Source organism: Nonomuraea sp. NPDC049419 (assembly GCF_040676995.1).
In the GTDB taxonomy this organism is placed as follows: domain Bacteria; phylum Actinomycetota; class Actinomycetes; order Streptosporangiales; family Streptosporangiaceae; genus Nonomuraea; species Nonomuraea salmonea.
In genome coordinates this window covers 21,820-39,618 of sequence record NZ_JBFAQB010000037.1, presented here as the reverse complement: position 1 = coordinate 39,618, position 17,799 = coordinate 21,820, and the positions used below count along the sequence as shown (strand labels likewise).

25 protein-coding genes are annotated in these 17,799 nt (G+C 72.3%); 6 read left to right on the top strand and 19 right to left on the bottom strand.

The window, feature by feature from the left end:
* The first annotated feature begins 11 nt into the window (after positions 1-11).
* A complete protein-coding gene (locus tag AB0K12_RS47495) occupies positions 12-1,136 on the top strand; it encodes a GTP-binding protein (RefSeq protein ID WP_364575813.1) in 1,125 nt (374 codons plus the stop codon).
* On the top strand, positions 1,133-1,366 hold the full coding sequence (gene rpsR / locus AB0K12_RS47490; RefSeq protein ID WP_364575811.1) for a 30S ribosomal protein S18: 234 nt from the start codon (positions 1,133-1,135) through the stop codon (positions 1,364-1,366). Before AB0K12_RS47495 ends, rpsR begins: the two co-directional genes overlap by 4 nt.
* Positions 1,367-1,369: 3 nt before the next feature.
* Here rpsR and AB0K12_RS47485 read toward each other — a convergent pair whose 3' ends face one another.
* Positions 1,370-2,164: a methyltransferase domain-containing protein gene (locus tag AB0K12_RS47485; protein WP_364575809.1), complete on the bottom strand. Its 795-nt coding sequence runs from the start codon at positions 2,162-2,164 to the stop codon at positions 1,370-1,372.
* Positions 2,165-2,231: 67 nt separating this feature from the next.
* On the opposite strand from AB0K12_RS47485, the gene AB0K12_RS47480 reads away from it, so the two are divergent.
* Together AB0K12_RS47480 and AB0K12_RS47475 are read left to right on the top strand one after the other, a co-directional pair.
* Positions 2,232-2,810 (top strand): PadR family transcriptional regulator, encoded by a 579-nt coding sequence (locus AB0K12_RS47480; RefSeq protein ID WP_364575807.1) that lies wholly within the window; start codon positions 2,232-2,234, stop codon positions 2,808-2,810.
* Complete coding sequence (locus tag AB0K12_RS47475; RefSeq protein WP_364575805.1) at positions 2,807-3,601, top strand: SGNH/GDSL hydrolase family protein; 795 nt, start codon at positions 2,807-2,809, stop codon at positions 3,599-3,601. The genes AB0K12_RS47480 and AB0K12_RS47475 overlap by 4 nt, the downstream gene beginning before the upstream one ends.
* Positions 3,602-3,645: 44 nt before the next feature.
* Here the strand turns inward: AB0K12_RS47475 and AB0K12_RS47470 are convergent, their stop codons facing one another.
* Complete coding sequence (locus AB0K12_RS47470; RefSeq protein WP_364575803.1) at positions 3,646-4,341, bottom strand: NAD(P)-binding domain-containing protein; 696 nt, start codon at positions 4,339-4,341, stop codon at positions 3,646-3,648.
* Between the two features lie 91 nt (positions 4,342-4,432).
* On the opposite strand from AB0K12_RS47470, the gene AB0K12_RS47465 reads away from it, so the two are divergent.
* Positions 4,433-4,972, top strand: a complete 540-nt coding sequence (locus tag AB0K12_RS47465) for a helix-turn-helix domain-containing protein (protein WP_364575801.1) — start codon at positions 4,433-4,435, stop codon at positions 4,970-4,972.
* Between the two features lie 4 nt (positions 4,973-4,976).
* Here AB0K12_RS47465 and AB0K12_RS47460 read toward each other — a convergent pair whose 3' ends face one another.
* Positions 4,977-5,294 (bottom strand): helix-turn-helix domain-containing protein, encoded by a 318-nt coding sequence (locus AB0K12_RS47460; RefSeq protein ID WP_364575799.1) that lies wholly within the window; start codon positions 5,292-5,294, stop codon positions 4,977-4,979.
* Positions 5,295-5,384: 90 nt separating this feature from the next.
* Here AB0K12_RS47460 and AB0K12_RS47455 point away from each other — a divergent pair, with 90 nt between their 5' ends.
* Complete coding sequence (locus AB0K12_RS47455) at positions 5,385-6,461, top strand: alkene reductase (RefSeq protein ID WP_364575797.1); 1,077 nt, start codon at positions 5,385-5,387, stop codon at positions 6,459-6,461.
* Positions 6,462-6,535: 74 nt separating this feature from the next.
* On the opposite strand, the gene AB0K12_RS47450 is transcribed toward AB0K12_RS47455, so the two are convergent.
* The 16 genes from AB0K12_RS47450 to AB0K12_RS47375 form a co-directional block, all read right to left on the bottom strand.
* Positions 6,536-7,477, bottom strand: a complete 942-nt coding sequence (locus tag AB0K12_RS47450; RefSeq protein ID WP_364575795.1) for an acyltransferase domain-containing protein — start codon at positions 7,475-7,477, stop codon at positions 6,536-6,538.
* Positions 7,474-8,154 carry a malonate decarboxylase holo-ACP synthase gene (locus AB0K12_RS47445; protein WP_364575793.1) on the bottom strand — a complete coding sequence of 227 codons (681 nt, stop codon included), beginning with the start codon at positions 8,152-8,154 and terminating at the stop codon, positions 7,474-7,476. Before AB0K12_RS47445 ends, AB0K12_RS47450 begins: the two co-directional genes overlap by 4 nt.
* Complete coding sequence (gene mdcE, locus AB0K12_RS47440; RefSeq protein ID WP_364575791.1) at positions 8,151-8,957, bottom strand: biotin-independent malonate decarboxylase subunit gamma; 807 nt, start codon at positions 8,955-8,957, stop codon at positions 8,151-8,153. Before mdcE ends, AB0K12_RS47445 begins: the two co-directional genes overlap by 4 nt.
* Entirely contained in the window at positions 8,954-9,829 is an 876-nt protein-coding gene (locus AB0K12_RS47435; RefSeq protein WP_364575789.1) for a biotin-independent malonate decarboxylase subunit beta, read from the bottom strand. The genes mdcE and AB0K12_RS47435 overlap by 4 nt, the downstream gene beginning before the upstream one ends.
* Positions 9,826-10,116: a malonate decarboxylase subunit delta gene (locus AB0K12_RS47430; protein WP_364575787.1), complete on the bottom strand. Its 291-nt coding sequence runs from the start codon at positions 10,114-10,116 to the stop codon at positions 9,826-9,828. The genes AB0K12_RS47435 and AB0K12_RS47430 overlap by 4 nt, the downstream gene beginning before the upstream one ends.
* Positions 10,104-10,976 carry a triphosphoribosyl-dephospho-CoA synthase gene (locus AB0K12_RS47425; protein WP_364575785.1) on the bottom strand — a complete coding sequence of 291 codons (873 nt, stop codon included), beginning with the start codon at positions 10,974-10,976 and terminating at the stop codon, positions 10,104-10,106. Before AB0K12_RS47425 ends, AB0K12_RS47430 begins: the two co-directional genes overlap by 13 nt.
* A gap of 7 nt (positions 10,977-10,983) precedes the next feature.
* Positions 10,984-12,636: a malonate decarboxylase subunit alpha gene (mdcA, locus tag AB0K12_RS47420; protein ID WP_364575783.1), complete on the bottom strand. Its 1,653-nt coding sequence runs from the start codon at positions 12,634-12,636 to the stop codon at positions 10,984-10,986.
* 200 nt (positions 12,637-12,836) lie between these two features.
* The gene (locus tag AB0K12_RS47415) at positions 12,837-13,163 is read right to left on the bottom strand and encodes a DUF1048 domain-containing protein (protein ID WP_364575781.1); all 327 of its coding nucleotides are present in this window, start codon (positions 13,161-13,163) and stop codon (positions 12,837-12,839) included.
* 1 nt (position 13,164) lies between these two features.
* Complete coding sequence (locus AB0K12_RS47410) at positions 13,165-13,521, bottom strand: DUF1048 domain-containing protein (RefSeq protein WP_364575779.1); 357 nt, start codon at positions 13,519-13,521, stop codon at positions 13,165-13,167.
* The gene (locus tag AB0K12_RS47405; RefSeq protein ID WP_364575777.1) at positions 13,518-13,844 is read right to left on the bottom strand and encodes a PadR family transcriptional regulator; all 327 of its coding nucleotides are present in this window, start codon (positions 13,842-13,844) and stop codon (positions 13,518-13,520) included. The genes AB0K12_RS47410 and AB0K12_RS47405 overlap by 4 nt, the downstream gene beginning before the upstream one ends.
* 240 nt (positions 13,845-14,084) lie before the next feature.
* A complete protein-coding gene (locus AB0K12_RS47400; protein ID WP_364575775.1) occupies positions 14,085-14,873 on the bottom strand; it encodes a sulfite exporter TauE/SafE family protein in 789 nt (262 codons plus the stop codon).
* A gap of 311 nt (positions 14,874-15,184) precedes the next feature.
* The gene (locus tag AB0K12_RS47395) at positions 15,185-15,475 is read right to left on the bottom strand and encodes a hypothetical protein (protein WP_364575773.1); all 291 of its coding nucleotides are present in this window, start codon (positions 15,473-15,475) and stop codon (positions 15,185-15,187) included.
* Positions 15,397-16,035, bottom strand: a complete 639-nt coding sequence (locus AB0K12_RS47390) for an alcohol dehydrogenase catalytic domain-containing protein (protein WP_364575771.1) — start codon at positions 16,033-16,035, stop codon at positions 15,397-15,399. Before AB0K12_RS47390 ends, AB0K12_RS47395 begins: the two co-directional genes overlap by 79 nt.
* Positions 16,032-16,649, bottom strand: coding sequence for a VOC family protein (locus AB0K12_RS47385; protein WP_364575769.1), 618 nt, complete (start codon positions 16,647-16,649; stop codon positions 16,032-16,034). Before AB0K12_RS47385 ends, AB0K12_RS47390 begins: the two co-directional genes overlap by 4 nt.
* 22 nt (positions 16,650-16,671) lie before the next feature.
* Positions 16,672-17,037: an SgcJ/EcaC family oxidoreductase gene (locus AB0K12_RS47380; protein ID WP_364575767.1), complete on the bottom strand. Its 366-nt coding sequence runs from the start codon at positions 17,035-17,037 to the stop codon at positions 16,672-16,674.
* Complete coding sequence (locus tag AB0K12_RS47375; RefSeq protein WP_364575765.1) at positions 17,034-17,753, bottom strand: SDR family oxidoreductase; 720 nt, start codon at positions 17,751-17,753, stop codon at positions 17,034-17,036. The genes AB0K12_RS47380 and AB0K12_RS47375 overlap by 4 nt, the downstream gene beginning before the upstream one ends.
* Positions 17,754-17,799 lie beyond the last annotated feature (46 nt).

Sequence of the window (17,799 nt, the reverse complement as noted above, 5' to 3'; positions counted from 1 at the left end):
CACTGGGAGGCATGGTGTCAACCCCCGTCGTCCTCGTCGCCGGCCTGCATGACACGGCCCGCACCGCCGCCGTCGACGAGCTGCTGGCCCGGCATCCGGGCTCCGTCGCCGTCCACCACGATCTGGGCGGCGTCGTCAACGGCCGCGTACGACGCACCGTCCGCGACGGCGTCCGCGTGCTGGACACGACCGACGTGCGCCTCGCCCACGGCTGCGTCACCTGCACCGTCCGCGAGGACCTGCTCCCCCAGCTCGTCCTGCTGGCGCCCGGCGCGTCCCTGCTGATCGTCGATCTGTGGGACACGGTCGAGCCGCGCTCGGTCGCCGAGGCCGTCGACTGCGACGAGGCCCGCGAGCTCCTGCGGCTCACCGCCGTGCTCACCGCCCTCGACGCCACGGCCCTGCCCGACGACATCACCCGCGGCGAGCCCCTCGGTACGCTCGGCAGATCCGCGGCCGCGGGCGACCAGCGCTATCTGGCCGAGGTCCTGGCCCGGCAGCTCGAATACGCCACGGGCCTGGTGCTGCACGGCGGGGACGACGACGACCGCGACCTGTCGCGGCGGGTGCTCGCCCACCTCGCCCCGGTCACCCCCGTGCACGCCGTGGCGGCTCTGCCTGCGGTCACCGGCCCCGCCCTGTGCACGTCCGAGCTGGCCGAACGCGTGGACCCCCGCACCGCGAGCCTGCCCGCCGACGCCACGACCGAGGAGATCGTCACCACGGTCTGGCGCAGCCGCCGCCCGCTGCATCCCGGCCGCTTCTTCGAGGCCGTGGACGAGCTGGTCACCGCGTCCGTACGCTCGCGCGGCCGCTTCTGGCTGGCCACCCGCCCCGGACAGCTGCTCGCGTGGGACGCGGTCGCCGGCGTCGTCTCGGTCGAGGACGCCGGCCCCTGGCTGGCCGCGCTGCCCGAGGCCGCGTGGGACCTCCTCTCCCCCGCCCGCCGGGTGGCGGCCGCCCTCGACTGGCATCCCGAGCACGGCGACCGCGTCCAGCACCTGGTCTTCACCGGCCCCGACCTCGACGCCGGGCGCCTGCACCGCCTGCTCGACTCATGCCTGCTGGCCGAAGGCGAGCTCCCCGGCCACGACGACCCCTTCACCGCCATCCTCGACCTCAAGGAGATCGCATGAAGCCCCGCCGCGCCCCGCGCAAGAAGCCCGACCCGCTGCTCGGCGTGGACCGCATCGACTACAAGGACACCGCTCTGCTGCGCACGTTCATCTCCGACCGGGGCAAGATCCGCAGCCGTCGCGTCACCGGCGTCACCGTCCAGCAGCAGCGCCGGATCGCCCAGGCCGTCAAGACCGCCCGCGAGATGGCCCTGCTCCCCTACGCCGCCCGCGCTGAGCACCTGTCCTGACGGCTATGCGGGGCGGCGCCCCCAGGCGGAGATCAGCGGGGCGAGGGTGAGGTCGAGCTCGCCGGCGTCCACGGCGGCCAGGTGGGCGTCGATCTCGCCCTCCTCGGCCAGCCCCGCTTCCAGCAGGTCGGCGCGGAGCATGCGGACCGTCGCGCTCTCCAGGCGGGCGCAGGCCGTCCCGCCGACCGGGAAGAACGCGGAGGCCGCGACGTCGGCCAGGCCGGCCGCGCGCAGGGCGTTCGGCAGCGTACGGCCGAAGCGCAGGTCGGTGCCGCGGCGGGCCATCAGCTCGCGGACGGCGCGCCGCATCCGGTTGGCGCGCCGCTGGGCGGAGCCGGTCTCATCCAGGCAGGCCAGCGGCTGCAGCTCGGTGTCGGCGTCCTCGACCAGCAGGAAGCCGCCGGGCCGCAGCGCCGCCACCATCGTCTCCAGCGCGCGGGCCCGGTCCGACACGTGGACGAGCACGAGCCGGGCGTGCACCACGTCGAACGTGCCCGGCGGCGGGTCCGTGGCGACGTCGTGCTGGAGCACCTCGTAGCCGGCGCCCTGGGCGAGCCAGGATGTGTTGATGTCGGTGGCGAGGACGTGACCGGCCGGTCCTACGGCCGTGGCGAGCGCCTCGGGGATGCCGGGGCCTCCGGCGCCCACCTCCCAGCAGCGCGCGCCCTCCCGCACGCCGAGCCGGTCGGCGTGCCCGAGCGTGACGCCGTCGAACAGCTCGGAGATCCAGGTGAACCGCTCGCCCGCCTCCGTCCGGGCGTTGTCGAGGAGGTAGCGATGAGGCTTCGATGCGTTCATGCTCCCCATCCTCGCGGCACTCGCCTATAGTCATGTTTATGACTACTCAAATCCATGAGCACTACTGATGGCTCTCCGGCATGCGGTGCTGGCGGCGCTGCTCGACGGCGAGTACAGCGGCTACCAGCTCACCAAGATCTTCGACATCGGCGTCTCCAACTTCTGGTACGCCGCCCCCCAGCAGCTCTACGCCGAGCTGACCAAGCTGGAGGCCGACGGCCTGGTCACCGGCCGGGAGGTTGTCCAGCGGGGCCGCCCCAACAAGCGCGTGTTCAAGGTGACCCAGGCCGGGCTGGCCGAGCTGGCCGCGTTCGCCGAGGCCCCGGCCAGGCCGCTGGTGCTGCGTGACGACCTGGCCGTCAAGGTGCACGCCGTCGACCTGCTCGACGCCGGGCCGGTGATCGAGCAGCTGCACGAGCGGGCGCGGCAGGAAGAGGCCAAGCTGGAGATCTTCGAACGGATCCTCGCCGGCCTGCGCGGCGACCTGGACGAGGCGACGTTCCTGCGCGAGGGCGACCCCGTGGGCCCGTACCTGTCCTGCCAGGCCGGCTGCCGGCTGGCCCGCGAGACGCGCGACTGGTGCCTGCGTACCGCGCGGACGCTGGAGGCGCGCGCCCGCGCGCACATCGGGAAGGAGACCTCATGACCGCCTACGCGCGTTACGTCGCGCTCGGAGACAGCCAGACCGAGGGGCTCGGCGACGGCGACGACGTCAACGGCCACCGCGGTTGGGCCGACCGCCTGGCCGAGCACCTGGCCCGCGTCAGCCCCGAGCTTCGTTACGCCAACCTGGCCGTGCGCGGCCGGGTGGCGGCGCAGATCCGCGACGAGCAGCTGGGCGCCGCGCTGGCGCTGCGGCCCGACCTGGTCACGGTCATGGCGGGGATGAACGACATCATCCGCCCCGGCTTCGACGCCGCCGCGGTGGCGGGCGCGGTGGAGGAGATGTTCGCCGCGCTCACCGGGGCGGGGGCGCACGTGGTCAGCGTGACGTTCCCCGACATCGGCAAGATCGCCCCCATGGCCCGGCCGCTGGTGCCCAGGGTGCTCGACCTCAACGACCACATCCGGTCCGCCGCCGCCCGCCACGGAGTCACACTGGTGGACACCTACGGGCTGGAGTTCGCCACGGACGCGCGGATGTGGAGCGTGGACCGGTTGCACGCGAGCCCGGTCGGGCACGCCCGCATCGCCGCCGCCATGGCGCACGCGCTGGGGCTGGCCGGCAGCGACGACTCGTGGATGCTGCCCTTCCCGCCGCTGCCTCCTGCGGCGAGGTGGCGAGTGGCGGCGGACGAGGTGCGCTGGTTCGCGACCTTCGCGGGCCCCTGGATGGCCCGCCGCCTGCGCGGCCGCTCCTCAGGCGACGGCCGCACGGCCAAACGCCCGGACCTCACCCCGTGGGCGCAGCCGATCTCCGGAAGGCCGGCGCGCTGATCGAGCTGGGATCGGTTCGTTCGCTCCTGCGACCTGGCGGCGGTTCAGGGGCGCCGAGCCGCGGCCAGCGCGGCGCGGATCTGCCCGGCGTTCGCCGGGCCGCCGGGGTCGTCCGCGGTCATCTCCTGCTGGTTCTTGAAGTACACCCCCACGTACGCCGGGGTGTCGCGCTGGAAGCGCCAGCTTTCCGCGAGGGTTCCCGCGTCGTAGGTGTCGTAGCCGAGCAGGTCGATCAGCTCGCTCGCGGCGGCCTTCGCCTCGGCCGAGTCGCCGGCGATGGGCAGGACCGTACGGCCGGGCGCGCCCGGCGGGCGGGCCAGGGACAGCAGGTGGTTGACCCAGATGTTGTTGAACGCCTTGACGACCTTGCTCTCGGGCAGGTGCCGCTGGAGCAGCTCGCTGGTCGTGACCTGCTCGGCGTCCAGCTCCGGGATCGACCCGTCGCGCTCGGGATAGTAGTTGGTCGTGTCGAGGACGACCTTGCCCGCCAGCGGCGCCACCGGGACCTGGTGATGGTGCTTGAGCGGGATGGAGACCACGACCCAGTCGCCGGCGGCGCCGGCTTCGGCGGGAGTGGCGGCACGGGCCAGGGGGCCCAGCTCTTTGACCAGGCCGGCCAGGGTGTCCGGGCCGCGGGAGTTGCTGAGGACGACGTTCAGGCCGGCGTTGACGGCGAACCTGGCGATGGCGCCGCCGATGTTCCCGCTGCCGATGATTCCCAGGGTGCGCTGGTTCGACATGTGAGGACCTCCTAGAATCGGGATGGGCATCCCGCTTATTGCCGAACTATACGGGATGGCCATCCCGGTTGTCGACGGAGAGGTGCGGATCATGGCGGACGAGCGCTTGCGGGCCGACGCGCGGCGTAACAGGGCACGCGTGCTGGAGGTGGCGGCCGAGGTGTTCGCCACCGAGGGGTTCTCCGTACCGGTGGCCGAGATCGCACGGCGTGCCGGGGTGGGCACGGGCACGGTGAGCCGACATTTCCCGACAAAGGAGGATCTGGTGGCGGCGATCGTGGGCAGCCGGCTGGCCGAGCTCACCGTCAAGGCCGACGAGCTGGCCCGCCGCGAGAATCCCGGCACCGCCTTCTTCGCCCTTTTCACCGCCTTCGTACGAGCGGGCGCGGAGGACTGCGGCCTGGCCGAGGTGGCCGGGGACGATCGCCGGCTGGACGAGCTGGGCGAGCGCGCGGGCGCCGACCTGTGCGGCCGGCTGCAGGAGTTGCTCGCCGCCGCCCAGAAAGCCGGCGCCGTACGCCCCGACGTCTCTTACGCGGACGTCAGGGCGTTGATGTCGGCGTGCATGACGAGGAAGGACGGGCTGGAGCCGATCCTCGGCGTCGTCACCACCGGATTGAGCACGAACTGACGGCTCACCGGCCCTCGCGCGCCGCCCACGAGGCGACCGCGTGCACGGCCTGGATCAGGGAGCGGCCGCTGTCGGTGAGGTGGTAGAGCACCTGCACGGGCATCGAGGGCACCACCTCGCGGCGCATCAGCCCGTGCTCCTCCAGCTCCCGGAGCCGCAGCGTCAGCATGCGGTCGGAGATGCCGCCGACCATGCGCCGGTAGTCGCCGAAGCGGCGTGCGCCCCTCGCTCCGGCGAGCATGATCGCCGACGTCCACCGGCGGCTCATGAACACCATCATGTCGCTCGCGCCCTCGCACCGCGCGGCGTCGATCACGGGCACCTTCACTTCTGTAGAACTAGTCACTCCAGAAAATAAAGCAGCTAACCGGCGCTTTGGCAAGACACATCCGGTGCACCGAGGCTGGACGTCATGACAGACACCGACCTCTTCCGCCCGCTCAAGGTGGGCGTGACCACGATCGCCAACCGTCTCGCCATGGCGCCGATGACCCGCAGCCGCGCCACCGCCGACGGCCTGGCCACGGACGCCATGGCCGCGTACTACCGGCAGCGCGCCGGCGCCGGACTGATCGTCACCGAGGCGACGCAGACCAGCCTGCGGGCGCAGTCGTACCCGACCACTCCAGGTATCCACAGTGCGGAGCAGGCCGAGAGCTGGCGCCGGGTCACCGAGGCCGTCCACGACGAGGGCGGGGCCATCTACCTGCAGCTCTTCCACGGCGGACGGACCGGAGACCCGAGCATGCGGGGCGGGCTGGACGCGCACGCGCCCTCGGCGGTCGCCGCGCCCGGCCAGACGTACACGCCGGACGGCCTGGTGGACAACCCGGTGCCCCAGGCCATGACCGGCGACGACATCCGCGCCACCCTGCGCGAGTTCGCCGACGCCGCGCGGCTGGCGATCAGCGCCGGGTTCGACGGCGTCCAGCTGCACGGCGCGAACGGCTACCTGCCGCAGCAGTTCCTGTGCCGGCAGGCCAACGTGCGCACCGACGAGTGGGGCGGCGACACGCGGGGGCGGATCCGGTTCACGGTGGAGGCGATGCGGGCCATCGCCGAGGCCGTCGGAGCGGAGCGCGCCTCGCTGCGCATCTCGCCCGCGACCACCGTCCAGGGCATCGACGAGGCGGACACCGAGCAGCTGTACTCCGCCATGCTCGCCGAGCTCGCCGGCGACGGGTACGCGTTCCTGGACGTCATCGAGCAGCCGGGCCGGAGGGAGCTGACGGCGCTGCTGCGCGAGCTGTGGCCGGGCGTGTTCGTGCTCAACCCGCACCGGGACGCCGAGCCGCTGCCGCCGCACGAGGCGGTCGCGGACGGCCTGTCCTCGGGTGCCGACGTCGTCGCGCTCGGCGCGGCCTGGCTCGCCAACCCCGATCTGCTGCGACGGATCGCCCGGGGCGGCCCGTACAACGAGCCCGACGGCAGCACGTACTACGGCGGGGACGAGCGCGGCTACCTCGACTATCCGCCGCTGGAGGGCTGATGGCCGCGTGAAGCAGGCCCCGCGCGCTGCTCGCCACGACGCAGGCGTGACTGTGGCTCTTCCCGGTTCCGTCGTCATGCTTCTGCCGGACGGTGCGGCGCGGCGCGGCGGGCCAGTTCCACCGCGTCGGCGAGGGCCGTTCCGGCCAGGGTGATGGCGCGGGCGCCGGGGTTCGCGGCGCCCGCGAGCCGCGCGACCACGTTCCCGGGCGGAGCCTGGACGAACAGCGTCGTGCCGAGCTCGCCGAGCAGGGCGACGACGTCCCGCCAGCGCAGTGTGGCGGCGACGCCGCGGGCCAGGTCGTCGAGGACGGCGTCCGCGTCCTGGAGTGCGCGGCCGGTACGGCCGCCGAGGTAGGGGACGGTGAGGGGGCGCCTGGGCACCGTGCCGAGGTGGCCGGCCATGGCGTCGGCGACGCCGGCGAGCAGCGGGCAGTGCGAGGGGACGGCGATGGGCAGCCGGTGCACGCGCCGCGCGCCGGCCTGCTCCGCCGCCGCTTCGAGGCGGTTCAGCGCGCGGACGCTGCCGGCGGCCACGACCTGCTGGTCGGCGTCGATGACGGCCAGGTAAGCCGGGTCGTCATCGATCGTGATCGACTCGATCAGGGCGCGGGCCCTGGGCACGCCGAGCCCGAGCACGGCGGCCATGCCGTACCCGGACGGGTAGGCGTCGCGCATGAGCTCGGCGCGGTGGCGCACGGCCGCGAGGGCTTCGGCGAAGGTCAGGACCCCGGCGGTGACGGCGGCCGGGAACGCGCCGGCGGAGTGGCCGGCCACGGCGTCGGGCGCCGCGCCTTCGGCGGCGAGCGCCCTGGTGGCGGCCACTCCGGCGACGCAGAGCGCGATCTGCGTGGTGACGGTCGAGGCCAGTGCCCGCGCGTCGTCCTGCCTGGACGAGCCGGGCAGGATGTCTTCGGCTTCCGCGAGGGTCGCGGCGACGGCCGGGTGGCCGGGCAGGTCGTGCAGCATCCCAGGCCGCTGGGTGCCCTGGCCGGGGTAGAGGAAGGCGACCGTCATGGGCGTGCCCAGGGGTCGTCGACCAGCTCGGGGCCGTGCGCGGTGCGGGCCAGGACCGGTCCGCCGGTACGGGCCCACTCGGCCAGAGCGACCCCGCCGCGCGGGGTCTCCAGCTGGCAGTCCACCCTGCTGGGAAGGGCGGCGAAGGCGATCACCAGCCGTGCGGCCGTGGCCGGGGGCAGCCGGTGTGGTGTGCGTACGAGCAGGTCGAGGTCGCTCGCGGGATGGGTGACCTGCTGTCCGGTGGCCAGCTCGAAGCCCACGCTGCCGACCGGGCCCCAGACGGCCTCGCACCCCAGCTCCTCGGCCAGCCGCAGACCGACGGCGGACAGGGTGTCCCAGAGAGCGGCAGGCAGCGCAGCGGAAGCGGGCACGGACATGGCAGCGCGTCGAGCGATGGGCAGGGCGGTGGGCGGGTCGGGTTCGTGCGGGGGCCGGTGGGTCAGCTCCTCCGGGCGCACGCGGCCGATCACCTCCCCTCGCGGCACGAAGGCGGCGTGGCGCTGCGACCGCTGGGGCCCGCGTACGCCGATGGGGATCAGCCCGGGCGGGTGCGGCGCCCGCCGCACGACGGCCCAGCCGCAGGCCGACAGCGACGCGGCGGCCCAGCCGGGCAGTCCGGCGCCGGCCGGTGCGCCGTCCGCGAGCCGCAGCAGGTCGTGCGGGCGCGCCGTCATCCCCATTGCCTCGCCAGTTCCTCGTGGATGCGGCGGGAGGCCGCCCTGGTCTTCATGGCGCCCGGCGCGTCGAGGCGGTTGCTCAGGTCGCGGGGGCCCTGGCGGGCGCGTACGACGGCGGCGGCCAGCGCGTGGCGCACCTTCGTGGCGTCCCCCTCTGCCGGTTCGCCGGCGTTCTCCACGCGCAGGAGCTCGTCGCACAGGCCGAGCCTCGCCCAGTCGCCGACGTCGTACGACAGCGGCGGGAACCGCCTGGCCAGTTCGTCGAGCTCGGCCACCGTACGGCGGGTCACTCTGGCCGCCGCCTGCTTGTGCATGGCGTGGATCACCACGCCGGGATCGTCGAGCGCCAGGATCTGGTTCGCCTGCAGGCCGTGCGCGAGCAGCCCGCCGGACAGGGCGTTTCCGACGATGAGCGAGATGACGGGATGCCCGGCCGTCCGGGCGGTGGCGTAGGCGTCCACGGCGGCGGCCAGCGCGTGGTGGATGCCGAGCAGTTCCTCGACGCGGCCGTAGGCCTGGCTGGGCAGGTCGACCACGGCGACGATCGGGCGGCGGCGGCCGTCGGGCAGGTGCTCGTCCGCGGCGATCACGCCGGTCACCGCCTCGGCGATGGCGAGCCCTTCCCGCAGCCCGACCTCGCCCTCGCGAGCTCGGTGGTAGGGGCTTTCCGGGTCGGGCACGACGGTGACGAGGCGGGCGGTGTCGTCGCCCAGCGTGCAGTCGGCCGTGATCACGGACGGCACGACGTCGTTCACGGCCCCGTCCGCGAGCGCGTGCGTCCAGTTCCGCCCGCGGCTCATGACGGGTCTCCCTTCGGCGGCGCGGATCTCCCCCAGACGTCCGCGAGCGCGGACGGCGCGGGCGGATGCTCAGGGTCGACGGCTTCCAGTCGGGCCCGCAGCTCGCCGACCCGCCGCGAGCGGTGCTGCGCTGGCACGCCCAGCCGCACGGCCTCGACCACCGCGGTACGCAGCGCGGCGACGTCGTCGAGGACCAGCGCGTCGGCCAAGCCGGTCCTGACGCGCTGCGTTCCGCCGTCGATCGACCAGATCAGCGGGTGGTCGGAGGCGTCGAACTCGGCGATCCCGGCCTCGGACTCGATCACCTCGGGACCGTCGAGCCCGAGCCGGCCTTCGGCGGTCGTGATCAGCTTCGTGCACAGGCCGGCGGCGATGCTCATGCCGCCGAAGCAGCCCAGCGCCCCGGCGATGACGCCGACGACGGGCTGGAGGGCGCGCAGCTCCAGTACGGCCGCGCACACCTCGGCGACCGTGGCCAGGCCCAGGTTGGCCTCCTGCAGGCGGACGCCGCCGGTCTCCAGCAGCAGCACCGCGGCGGTCGGAGTGCCGTCGCGGCTGTCGCGTGCCGCCAGGGACAGCGCGGCGGTGATCTTCGCGCCGGAGACCTCGCCGATGCCGCCGCCCTGGAAGGCCTGTTCGATGCCGACCACGACCGCGTGCCGCCCGTCCAGGCCGCCCTTGACAACGACCACGCCGTCGTCGGACTGCGGGACGACGCCCTGCGGCTCCAGCCATGGCGACTCGATGCGGTCGAAGGGGCCGCACAGTTCGCGGGCCGTGCCCTCGTCCAGCAGGGCTTCGGCCCGTTCCCGGGCGTTCAGCTCGATGAAGCTGGTGCGGTCGAGCAACGACTCCCACCCGGTGTCCGTCATGCGTTGCCCTCCTCGATGGCCTGCCGCAGGCGCAGGGTCACCACGCCCGGTGTCGCGCCGAAGTCGTTGAGCTCGAAGGCGGCGGCTATGCGGTGCCGGGCGAAGAACCGCTCCAGCACGGTCCGCCACACCGTGTCGAACCCCTCGACGCTGGTCCGCACCCGCACGCGGGCGGTGCCGTTCGCCGGGGTCATCAGGACCTCCAGGTCCCCCGAGCCCACGACCCCGACGTGGCTGGGCCGGGCGGCCGGACGGTCGGCGGGGAACTCGTACCTCAGCGTCTGCATGCGAGCACCTCCTGCTCACGGCGTTCCGGCCAGGGCACCATGTCGAGGAAGAGCGCGGCGGCCAGCAGGTCGCCGCTCCCGCCGGGTGACAGGCGCCGCTCGCGGAGCGCGTCGTCCAGTTCCATGAGCGCGGCACGGCCGGAGGCGGTGCCCGCGCCTCCCTCGGCCAGGACCCGCCGGGCGCCGAGCCGTACGGCGCGCAGGCCGTCGGGGCCGCCGCGGTGCAGGACGCAGGTGTCGTCGAGCAGGCTCATCACCGCCAGCAACGCGTCGAGCCGGGCCGTCTCCTCGCCGAGACCGGCCGCCCTGCCGTCTCGCAGGCGCGGCAGCGCGACCTCCGTGACGTGCGGAAAGGCGTTCTCCGCCTCCCCGCGGGCGCCGCCCGCCCCATACCGCCGCCGGGCCCGCTCGCCGTGGGACGGCTCCCCCTCCGGGACCCGCCGGTCGGGCAGGCCGGCCAGCCGGGCGGCGGCGCGGGCGGCCGCGCGTTCGCCGGCCGCGCCACCGGCGACGGCGGCGACCAGCAGCCCGAGTGCCCACAGGGCTCCGCGATGGGTGTTGATCCCGCCGGTGGCCCGCACCATGGCCTGCTCGCCCCGGCGGCCGAGCACGCCCAGCTCCTCCCGGAGCGCGACGCCGGCGGGAGTCCGCCCGGCGGCCTGCGCGATCTGTGCGAACGTGGGGTGCAGCGCTTGCGCGGAGGCCAGCATGAGCGGCAGGTCCATGTCGTCGTGGCCGCCGCCGCCGCGGCGGTCGACCAGCCCGGGTTTGGGGCTGAGCCGGGCCTCGGCGCCCAGCGACCGGACCGCCGCGTCGGCGAGCAGGGCCGCGGACGGCCTGGCGGGCTCGATCATGGTCATCGGCGGATCACCAGGTCCTGAACCGGGCGGGCGGGTCGTAGAGCCCGCCGGACCAGGCCACGAGATCCTCGATGCTGCGGGCCGCCAGCAGGGACCGTTTGGCCTTGCGGACGTCCACCTTGAGGTCCGCCGGCAGCGCGACCAGCCCGTCCCTGCGCAGCTCCTCGACGCGCCGCTCGTCGATCTCCCGGCCGATCGACGTGGCGCCCGCGACCGCGGCCACCGCCTCGCGCCGTTCGGCCGGCCCGGACGCCTTGTAGAGGTAGGCGACGCCCTCCTCGGTCACCACGTGGCTGACGTCGTCCCCGTAGATCATGATCGGCGGGACGGGCATGGACGCGTCCTTGCCCACCGGGACCGCGTCGAGCGTCTCCACGAACGCCGGATCGCCGCCCGAGCGGAAGGTCTGCGTGATCTGCGCGACGAGTTTGCGTCCCCGCAGCGCCGGGGCCTGCCCCGTCAGCAGGCTCAGCCAGGCGGGAGAGGCGTGCCTGCGACCGTGCGGGTCGTGTCCCATGTTGGGCGCTCCGCCGAAACCGCTCAGCCGGCCCTCCGTGACCGTCGAGGAGTTCGCGCTGCCGTCGATCTGCAGCGACGACCCGATGAACAGGTCCACCGCGTACTGGCCGGCGAGCTGGCACAGCACCCGGTTCGAGCGCAGCGAGCCGTCACGACCGGTGAAGAACACGTCAGGGCGGGCGGCGACATAGCGTTCCGTGCCCGGCTCCCCGCCGAAGCAGTGCACCGACTCGACCCAGCCGCTCTCGATGGCGGGAATGAGGGTCGGATGGGGGTTGAGCGCCCAGTGCCGGCAGATCTTCCCGCGCAGCCCCAGCTCTTCGCCGTAGGTGGGCAGGAGGAGCTCGATCGCCGCGGTGTCGTAGCCGATCCCGTGGTTCAGGGTGGTCACCCCGTGCCGCTCGTAGATGCCGCGCAGCGTCATCATCGCCATCAGGATCTCCACCTGGCCGATGTGGCGAGGGTCACGGGTGAACAGCGGCTCCAGCGCGAACGGCCGCGGGCTGCGCACGATCAGGTCCACCCAGTCGCCGGGGATGTCCACCCGCGGCACCTCGTCCACGATCTCGTTGACCTGGACGACGGTCACGCCGTCGGAGAAGGCCACCGCCTCGGCGATGGTCGGGGTGTCCTCGGTGCCGGGGCCGGTGAAGAGGTTCCCGTCGCGGTCGGCCTGCTCGGCGCAGAGCAGCGCGACGTTCGGAGTGAGGTCGATGAACATCCGCGCGTACAGCTCGACGTAGGTGTGGATCGCCCCGACCTCGACCTTGCCGTCGGCCAGCAGCTGCGCCATGCGCACGCTCTGCGGACCGGCGTAGGCGAAGTCGAGACGGCGGGCCACCCCGCGCTCGAAGACGTCGAGGTGCTCCCGGAGGCTGATCGAGGAGATCAGCAGGTGCAGGTCGTGCACCACTTCCGGATCGCACCCGGCGAGCGCCTCGGCCAGGAAGTCCGCCTGCTTCTGGTTGTCGCCTTCCAGCGCCACTCGGTCCCCGGGGCGCAGCAACGCCTCCAGGGCCGCACGCATCCGCCCGGCGTCCAGCACCCTGCCGGTGACGAAGGGACGGACCTTCTCCAAGCGGTCCCGTTTGGCGGTCCGCCGCCGTGTCCAGTCCTGAGGGGCCACCTTGCTGCGTACCATCACTCGCCCCCATCCAGCGTTGACCCGGATGAGCTGCACGCAAAGAGTCCGCGACTAACCAAAGGCGCGATAAAACCTCGTCCCTCACTGATCGCCGGACAGCAGCTCGGGACGGGTCCTTCCCGTGCAGGTCCGAGCCGCCGCGTCCGGGGAGGAGGCCGCGTCCGGACGGGCCGGTGCGGATCTCCTCGGCCAGGGTGTCACTTCTCGGCCGTGCCGAGCCTCCTGCCGACGGACTCCTGATGGATCTCCGCGAAGGTGCGCGAGTCCTTGATCAGGTCGTCGGCGAAGGCGGCGACGTCCTCGCCGATGAGTTCCAGGACGCCCTTGCCGTCCGCGACGCCCCCCTCGAAGAAGTCGAGGAGGTCTGCGAGCAGCGACCCGTTGAGCAGGTCGATCGGTCCGACCTTGAAGTAGTACTTCTGAATCTCCTTGTAGACGATCTCGTAGTCGGGAGGGAGCGCCTTGACCCGTGCCATGTGCGCCCGCCACTGCTTCTTGCCCTCGATGATGTCCCGCACGCCCACGTCAGCCTCCCAGCCGGCCCAGTTTCCTGGCGACGTTCCTGTTCAGCTGCTCCCGCCACCGGTCGCGGAAGTTTCCAGCCCCTTCTTCGCCCGCCAGCGCCGCGCAGAAGCCGGCGATGTCGTCACCCAGTACGTCGTGAATGCTCTGCCCGTCGGCCGCCGTCTCCTCCAGCAGGCCCAGGGCGCCGTCGAGAATCGGCATCAGGTTGCGGCCGGTGAAGTCCCCGTAGAGGAACAGGTGGCCCTTCATCTGTTCCCATGCCGCCCGGTGATCGGCCGGCAGGACCGCCGCCCTGGCTTCGAACGCCTTCCATTCTCTGGTGAGATCGCTGCCCGTGATGGTCTCCCAGAAGCTCATCTTCCGCCCTCCTTGAGCTTGTCGATACGCGTGGTGACGTACTCCCACTTCGCCCAGAACGTCGCCAGCTCCTCGCGGCCCGCGTCGTTGAGCGCGTAGAACTTCCGCGGCGGACCCTGCTCGGACGGTCGCTTCGTCACCTGAACGAGACCCTTCTTCTCCAGGCGCAGCACGATGGTGTAGACCGTCCCCTCGACGACCTCTGCGAAGCCGAGCTCGTTCAGCCGGCGCGTGATGGCGTACCCGTAGGTCTCCTCACTGCCGATGATGTCGAGCACGCAGCCTTCGAGCGTGCCCTTCAGCATCTCTGTCAGGTCGTCCATCGAGGAAGGCCCTCCTCGGTACTCTGTAGCGCCGAGTACCACTATAAAGTATCACAAAGTAGTGGTCCAACCTTATCCGGATCCCCCGCCCGGCTGTGTCATGGGCTTCGGTGGTCACTCCGGCGTAGTCCGCGAGCTGCCCGATCGTGAGCACCTGGTCTGGCAGAAGGGCGAGGAGCTGCGCCGACATGTGGTTGAGCTCGGCGATGCGCATGAGAGAGGCAGCCGGTGCCGGAGATGTCAGCTGTGACGGGCCATCTTGCAGGCTGAGATCAGCAAGACGACGGCCAAGATGGGGATGAGCACCAGGTCCGGGATGACACCCAGCAGCAAGCCACCGAGCAGAGCGCTGGCGATGGAGCCGACGACCATGACGGCGACGAAGCGCAGATTGGCGCCCAGGACGGCGACCCCGCCGTCGCGGCTGTAGCGGGTGAAAGCGACCAGCATGGTCGGCAGCGAGACCAGGAGCGAGAGGCTTCCGGCGGTCCTGATGTCGACGGAGTAGAGCACAACGATGGTGGGGATCAGCAGTTCGCCGCCGGCCACTCCCATGATGGCCGCCACCACGCCGATGCCGAACCCGGCCGCGACCCCGGCGATGGCCTGCGCCGGGTCGGGCAGGGCCGGCGAGCCCAAGGCGGTGGTGTGGGTGAGGACCAGGGCGGCGGCCATGACCACCATCAGCGCCGCGAGCACCCTGTAGAGGGTGGCGGTGCGCATCCGGACCGCCCAGGAGGCGCCTGCCCAGGCCCCGAGCAGGCTTCCGGCCAGCAGGTTGGCCGCGACGCTCCAGTGCGCGGCCAGCTCGGCGAAGGAGGCGACGGCCAGACGTGCGGGCAGCGCGGTGACCACCACGATCAGGCTCATCGCCTTGTTCAAGATGACCGCCGCCAGAGCGGCGAACCCGAACAGGCCGATCAGCAGCGGGAGCCGGAACTCGGCGCCGCCCAGGCCGATCATGCCGCCCAACACGCCGACCGCCGCGCCGGCGACGAATGCTAGCGGCAGCGAGCGTGTCACAGTCACGCGCGCGAGGACGGCAGCGCCTTCTTGGGTCACGCTGATCAGCTTAGGTTGGGGGTGAACCGGTGTGGTCCTGGCCAGGCGCTGAACGCAGCCCCACCGCCGCGTCGGCGCATTCGGGATTGGTGATGTCGGCCGTGACCGCGACCGCTTGGCCACCCCGCTTCGCGATGTCGTTCCCGATCTGGAACAGGCGGTCGCGGCGGCCGGCGATCAGGGCGACCGCCGCGCCCTCGCGAGCCAGACGGCGCGCGGTGGCGGGCCGATGCCGCCTGCTGGGCCCGTGACGAACGCCATGGCTCCATCCAGCGGCTTCATGACTGCTCCATTCCGAGGACGACGCGGAAGCGGGCGTCGCCGTTGAGCATGCGCTGGTACGCCTTGGGCGCCTCGCTCAGCGGGAACACTTCGTTGCGGGAGCGGATGCCGAGGGCGAGGGCGAAGCGCAGGTTGTCCTCGTTCTCGATCGCGGTGCCGGTCAGGCTGCCCCGCACCGTCCGGCCGCCGAAGATGAGGTCGCTCGTCGTCACCTGGATCGGGTCGGGGGCGGCTCCGACGACGACCAACTGGCCTCGTGGGCCGAGTCCCTGGACCAGCGGCGACATCGATGCCCCGGAGGCGGCGGTGGCGATGATGACCGCTGCCCCGCCGAGTCGTCGCAGGGCGGCTCCGGGGTGTACATGGTGAGGCCCGCGCACAGCAGAGGTGCGTCGGCGAGTGGGTCGAGGCCGGGCGGGATCCGCACCAGGCCGGTCGCCCGCGCGTAGGTCACTTCGGCGTAGCCGCCGTCCACGGCGGTGCCGGTCTGCGGCTGGCCGGAACAGTTGACGTAGTCGCCGCGCCGGCACGACTCGCACGTGTTGTCCTGCCCGCCGAGGAATCCGACGCCGACACGGTCGCCGACCTGCCAGGCCGGGCCGGCGCCCTCGCCGATGGCCTCGATCACGCCGATGATCTCGTGACCGGGCACGATCGGCGCCGACGGGTCCGGCCGCAGCCCTTCCACGGCGAGGACGTCGGTGTGGCAGATGCCGCAGGCTTCGACCCGGATCCGCACCTGTCCGGGCTGTGGGGGACGCCGCACGCGTTCGACCAGCTCGAACCGCTGCCGGCCGGTGACGGTGAAGGCCCGGTAGGTGGAGGCGTGGTGGGCGGGGTTGTTCATATCGGGAGATCGCTTCCGGTTCGTTCGCGTACCAGGTAGTCGGCGTACCAGTCGGGCCAGTCGGGGTCCTCGGCGCCGGTGCGGGCCTCGTGCTCGCCGTGTGCGGCTGCGGCGCGGCGTAGCGCCGCGGCGAGGTCCGAGGCTGAGGCGAAGGTGGTGACGGAGGGGTCCAGTCGCCCGGGGAGCCGGGTGGTGACCTCCTGCAGCACCCAGCCGTTGCCGTCGGGGTCGTTGAACGACAGGAAGGAACCGTAGCTGCGGCGCTGCGGGTCCGGGCCGGGGATGCGGGCGTCGGTGCCGGCGTGGTGGAAGATGCCGCCGGCGTCGTGGAAGACCTCGCTGGGGTTCGCGCCGAGGCGTTCGAGCTCGTCATGGGCGGCGGCGATGTCGTCGACGATCAGGTGCAGGCCCTGTGCCGAGCCCGGGGTCTGGGACGTGACCGAGGTGCCGAAGATGACCGAGGCGGATGAGCCGGGCGGGGTCACCTGCACCACCCGGAAGTCCTCGCCGGTGGCGAGGTCGGCGTCCAGCCGCCATCCCAGCCCTGTGTAGAAGCTCTTGGCCAGGTCGACGTCCGTGACCGGCACGACGATCACTTCGAGTCTCATGTCCATGCGCGTCTCCTGTTCTTGGTTCTCAGTCGAGGTGGGAGACCTGGTAGTGGGTGATCTGCCAGCCCTCTTCTGTTCCTTTCACGAGCACGCTGAGCCACACGTGGAGGGTGGGCCGGTCGGTGAAGGTGAAGTCGACGGCGAGGTAGCCGAGGATGAGGTCGTCGGCGACGGTCCGGGTCTCGACGATGCGATAGTGGGCGGCCAGGCCGGGCGGCTGGGAGTCGTAGTAGGCGGCGATGGCGGGCCGGCCGACGCTGTAGGGGCGCAGCCCCTGGAAGATCGCGTCTTCGGTGAACAGGTCGGCGATCTGCTGCGGCCGGTGTGCGTCGATGCCGGCTTTCCACCGGTCCAGGATGTCCTGGAGCGCTGCCTCGGTGCCGGTGTTCATGATCGGTGTCCGGCGCTCATGCCGCCGTCGACGTGCAGGATTTCGCCGGTGATGAAGGGCGCGTTCTCCAGGAACAGGACGGCGTCGGTGATGTCGCTCAGCTCGCCCATCCGGCCGATGGGGTGCAGCTCGGCCAGCGTCTCGTGGTTCTCCTGCGGGTGCATCGGGGTCTTGATGGTGCCGGGTGAGACGGCGTTGATCCGGATGCCGCGGGTGGCGTATTCGACGGCCAGGGACTTGGTGGCCGATTGCAGGCCGCCCTTGGTCAGCGAGGCCAGCACGGATGGGACGCGCGTGTCGGCGTTGTCGACCAGGCTGGTGGTGATCGTGACGATGTGGCCGCCGCCTTGCTCCAGCATCTGGGCGATGGCCAGTTGGGTGATGTGGAAGAAGCCGTCGAGGTTCACTCCGCGTGCGGCGGTGTAGTCGTCGAGCGTGTAGTCGGTGAACGGCTTGGCGATGAAGATTCCCGCGTTGTTGATGAGGCTGTCCAGGCGGCCGAACCGCTCCACGGCCGCGGTGACCGCGCGTTCGGCGGTGGCCCGGTCGGCCACATCGCCCTGGACGGTCACGATGTGGGGATCGGTGGAGGGGGCGATGGTGCGGGAGACCGCGACGACCGCGTAACCCAGCTTGCGGTAGCCCTCCACCACTCCGGCACCGATGCCCTGCGACGCACCCGTCACCACAGCGACCCTCTGCTGCTGCATGCTCATGATGAACCCTTCTCCTACGGCCGATCATCGGAGATAGACGATCGGT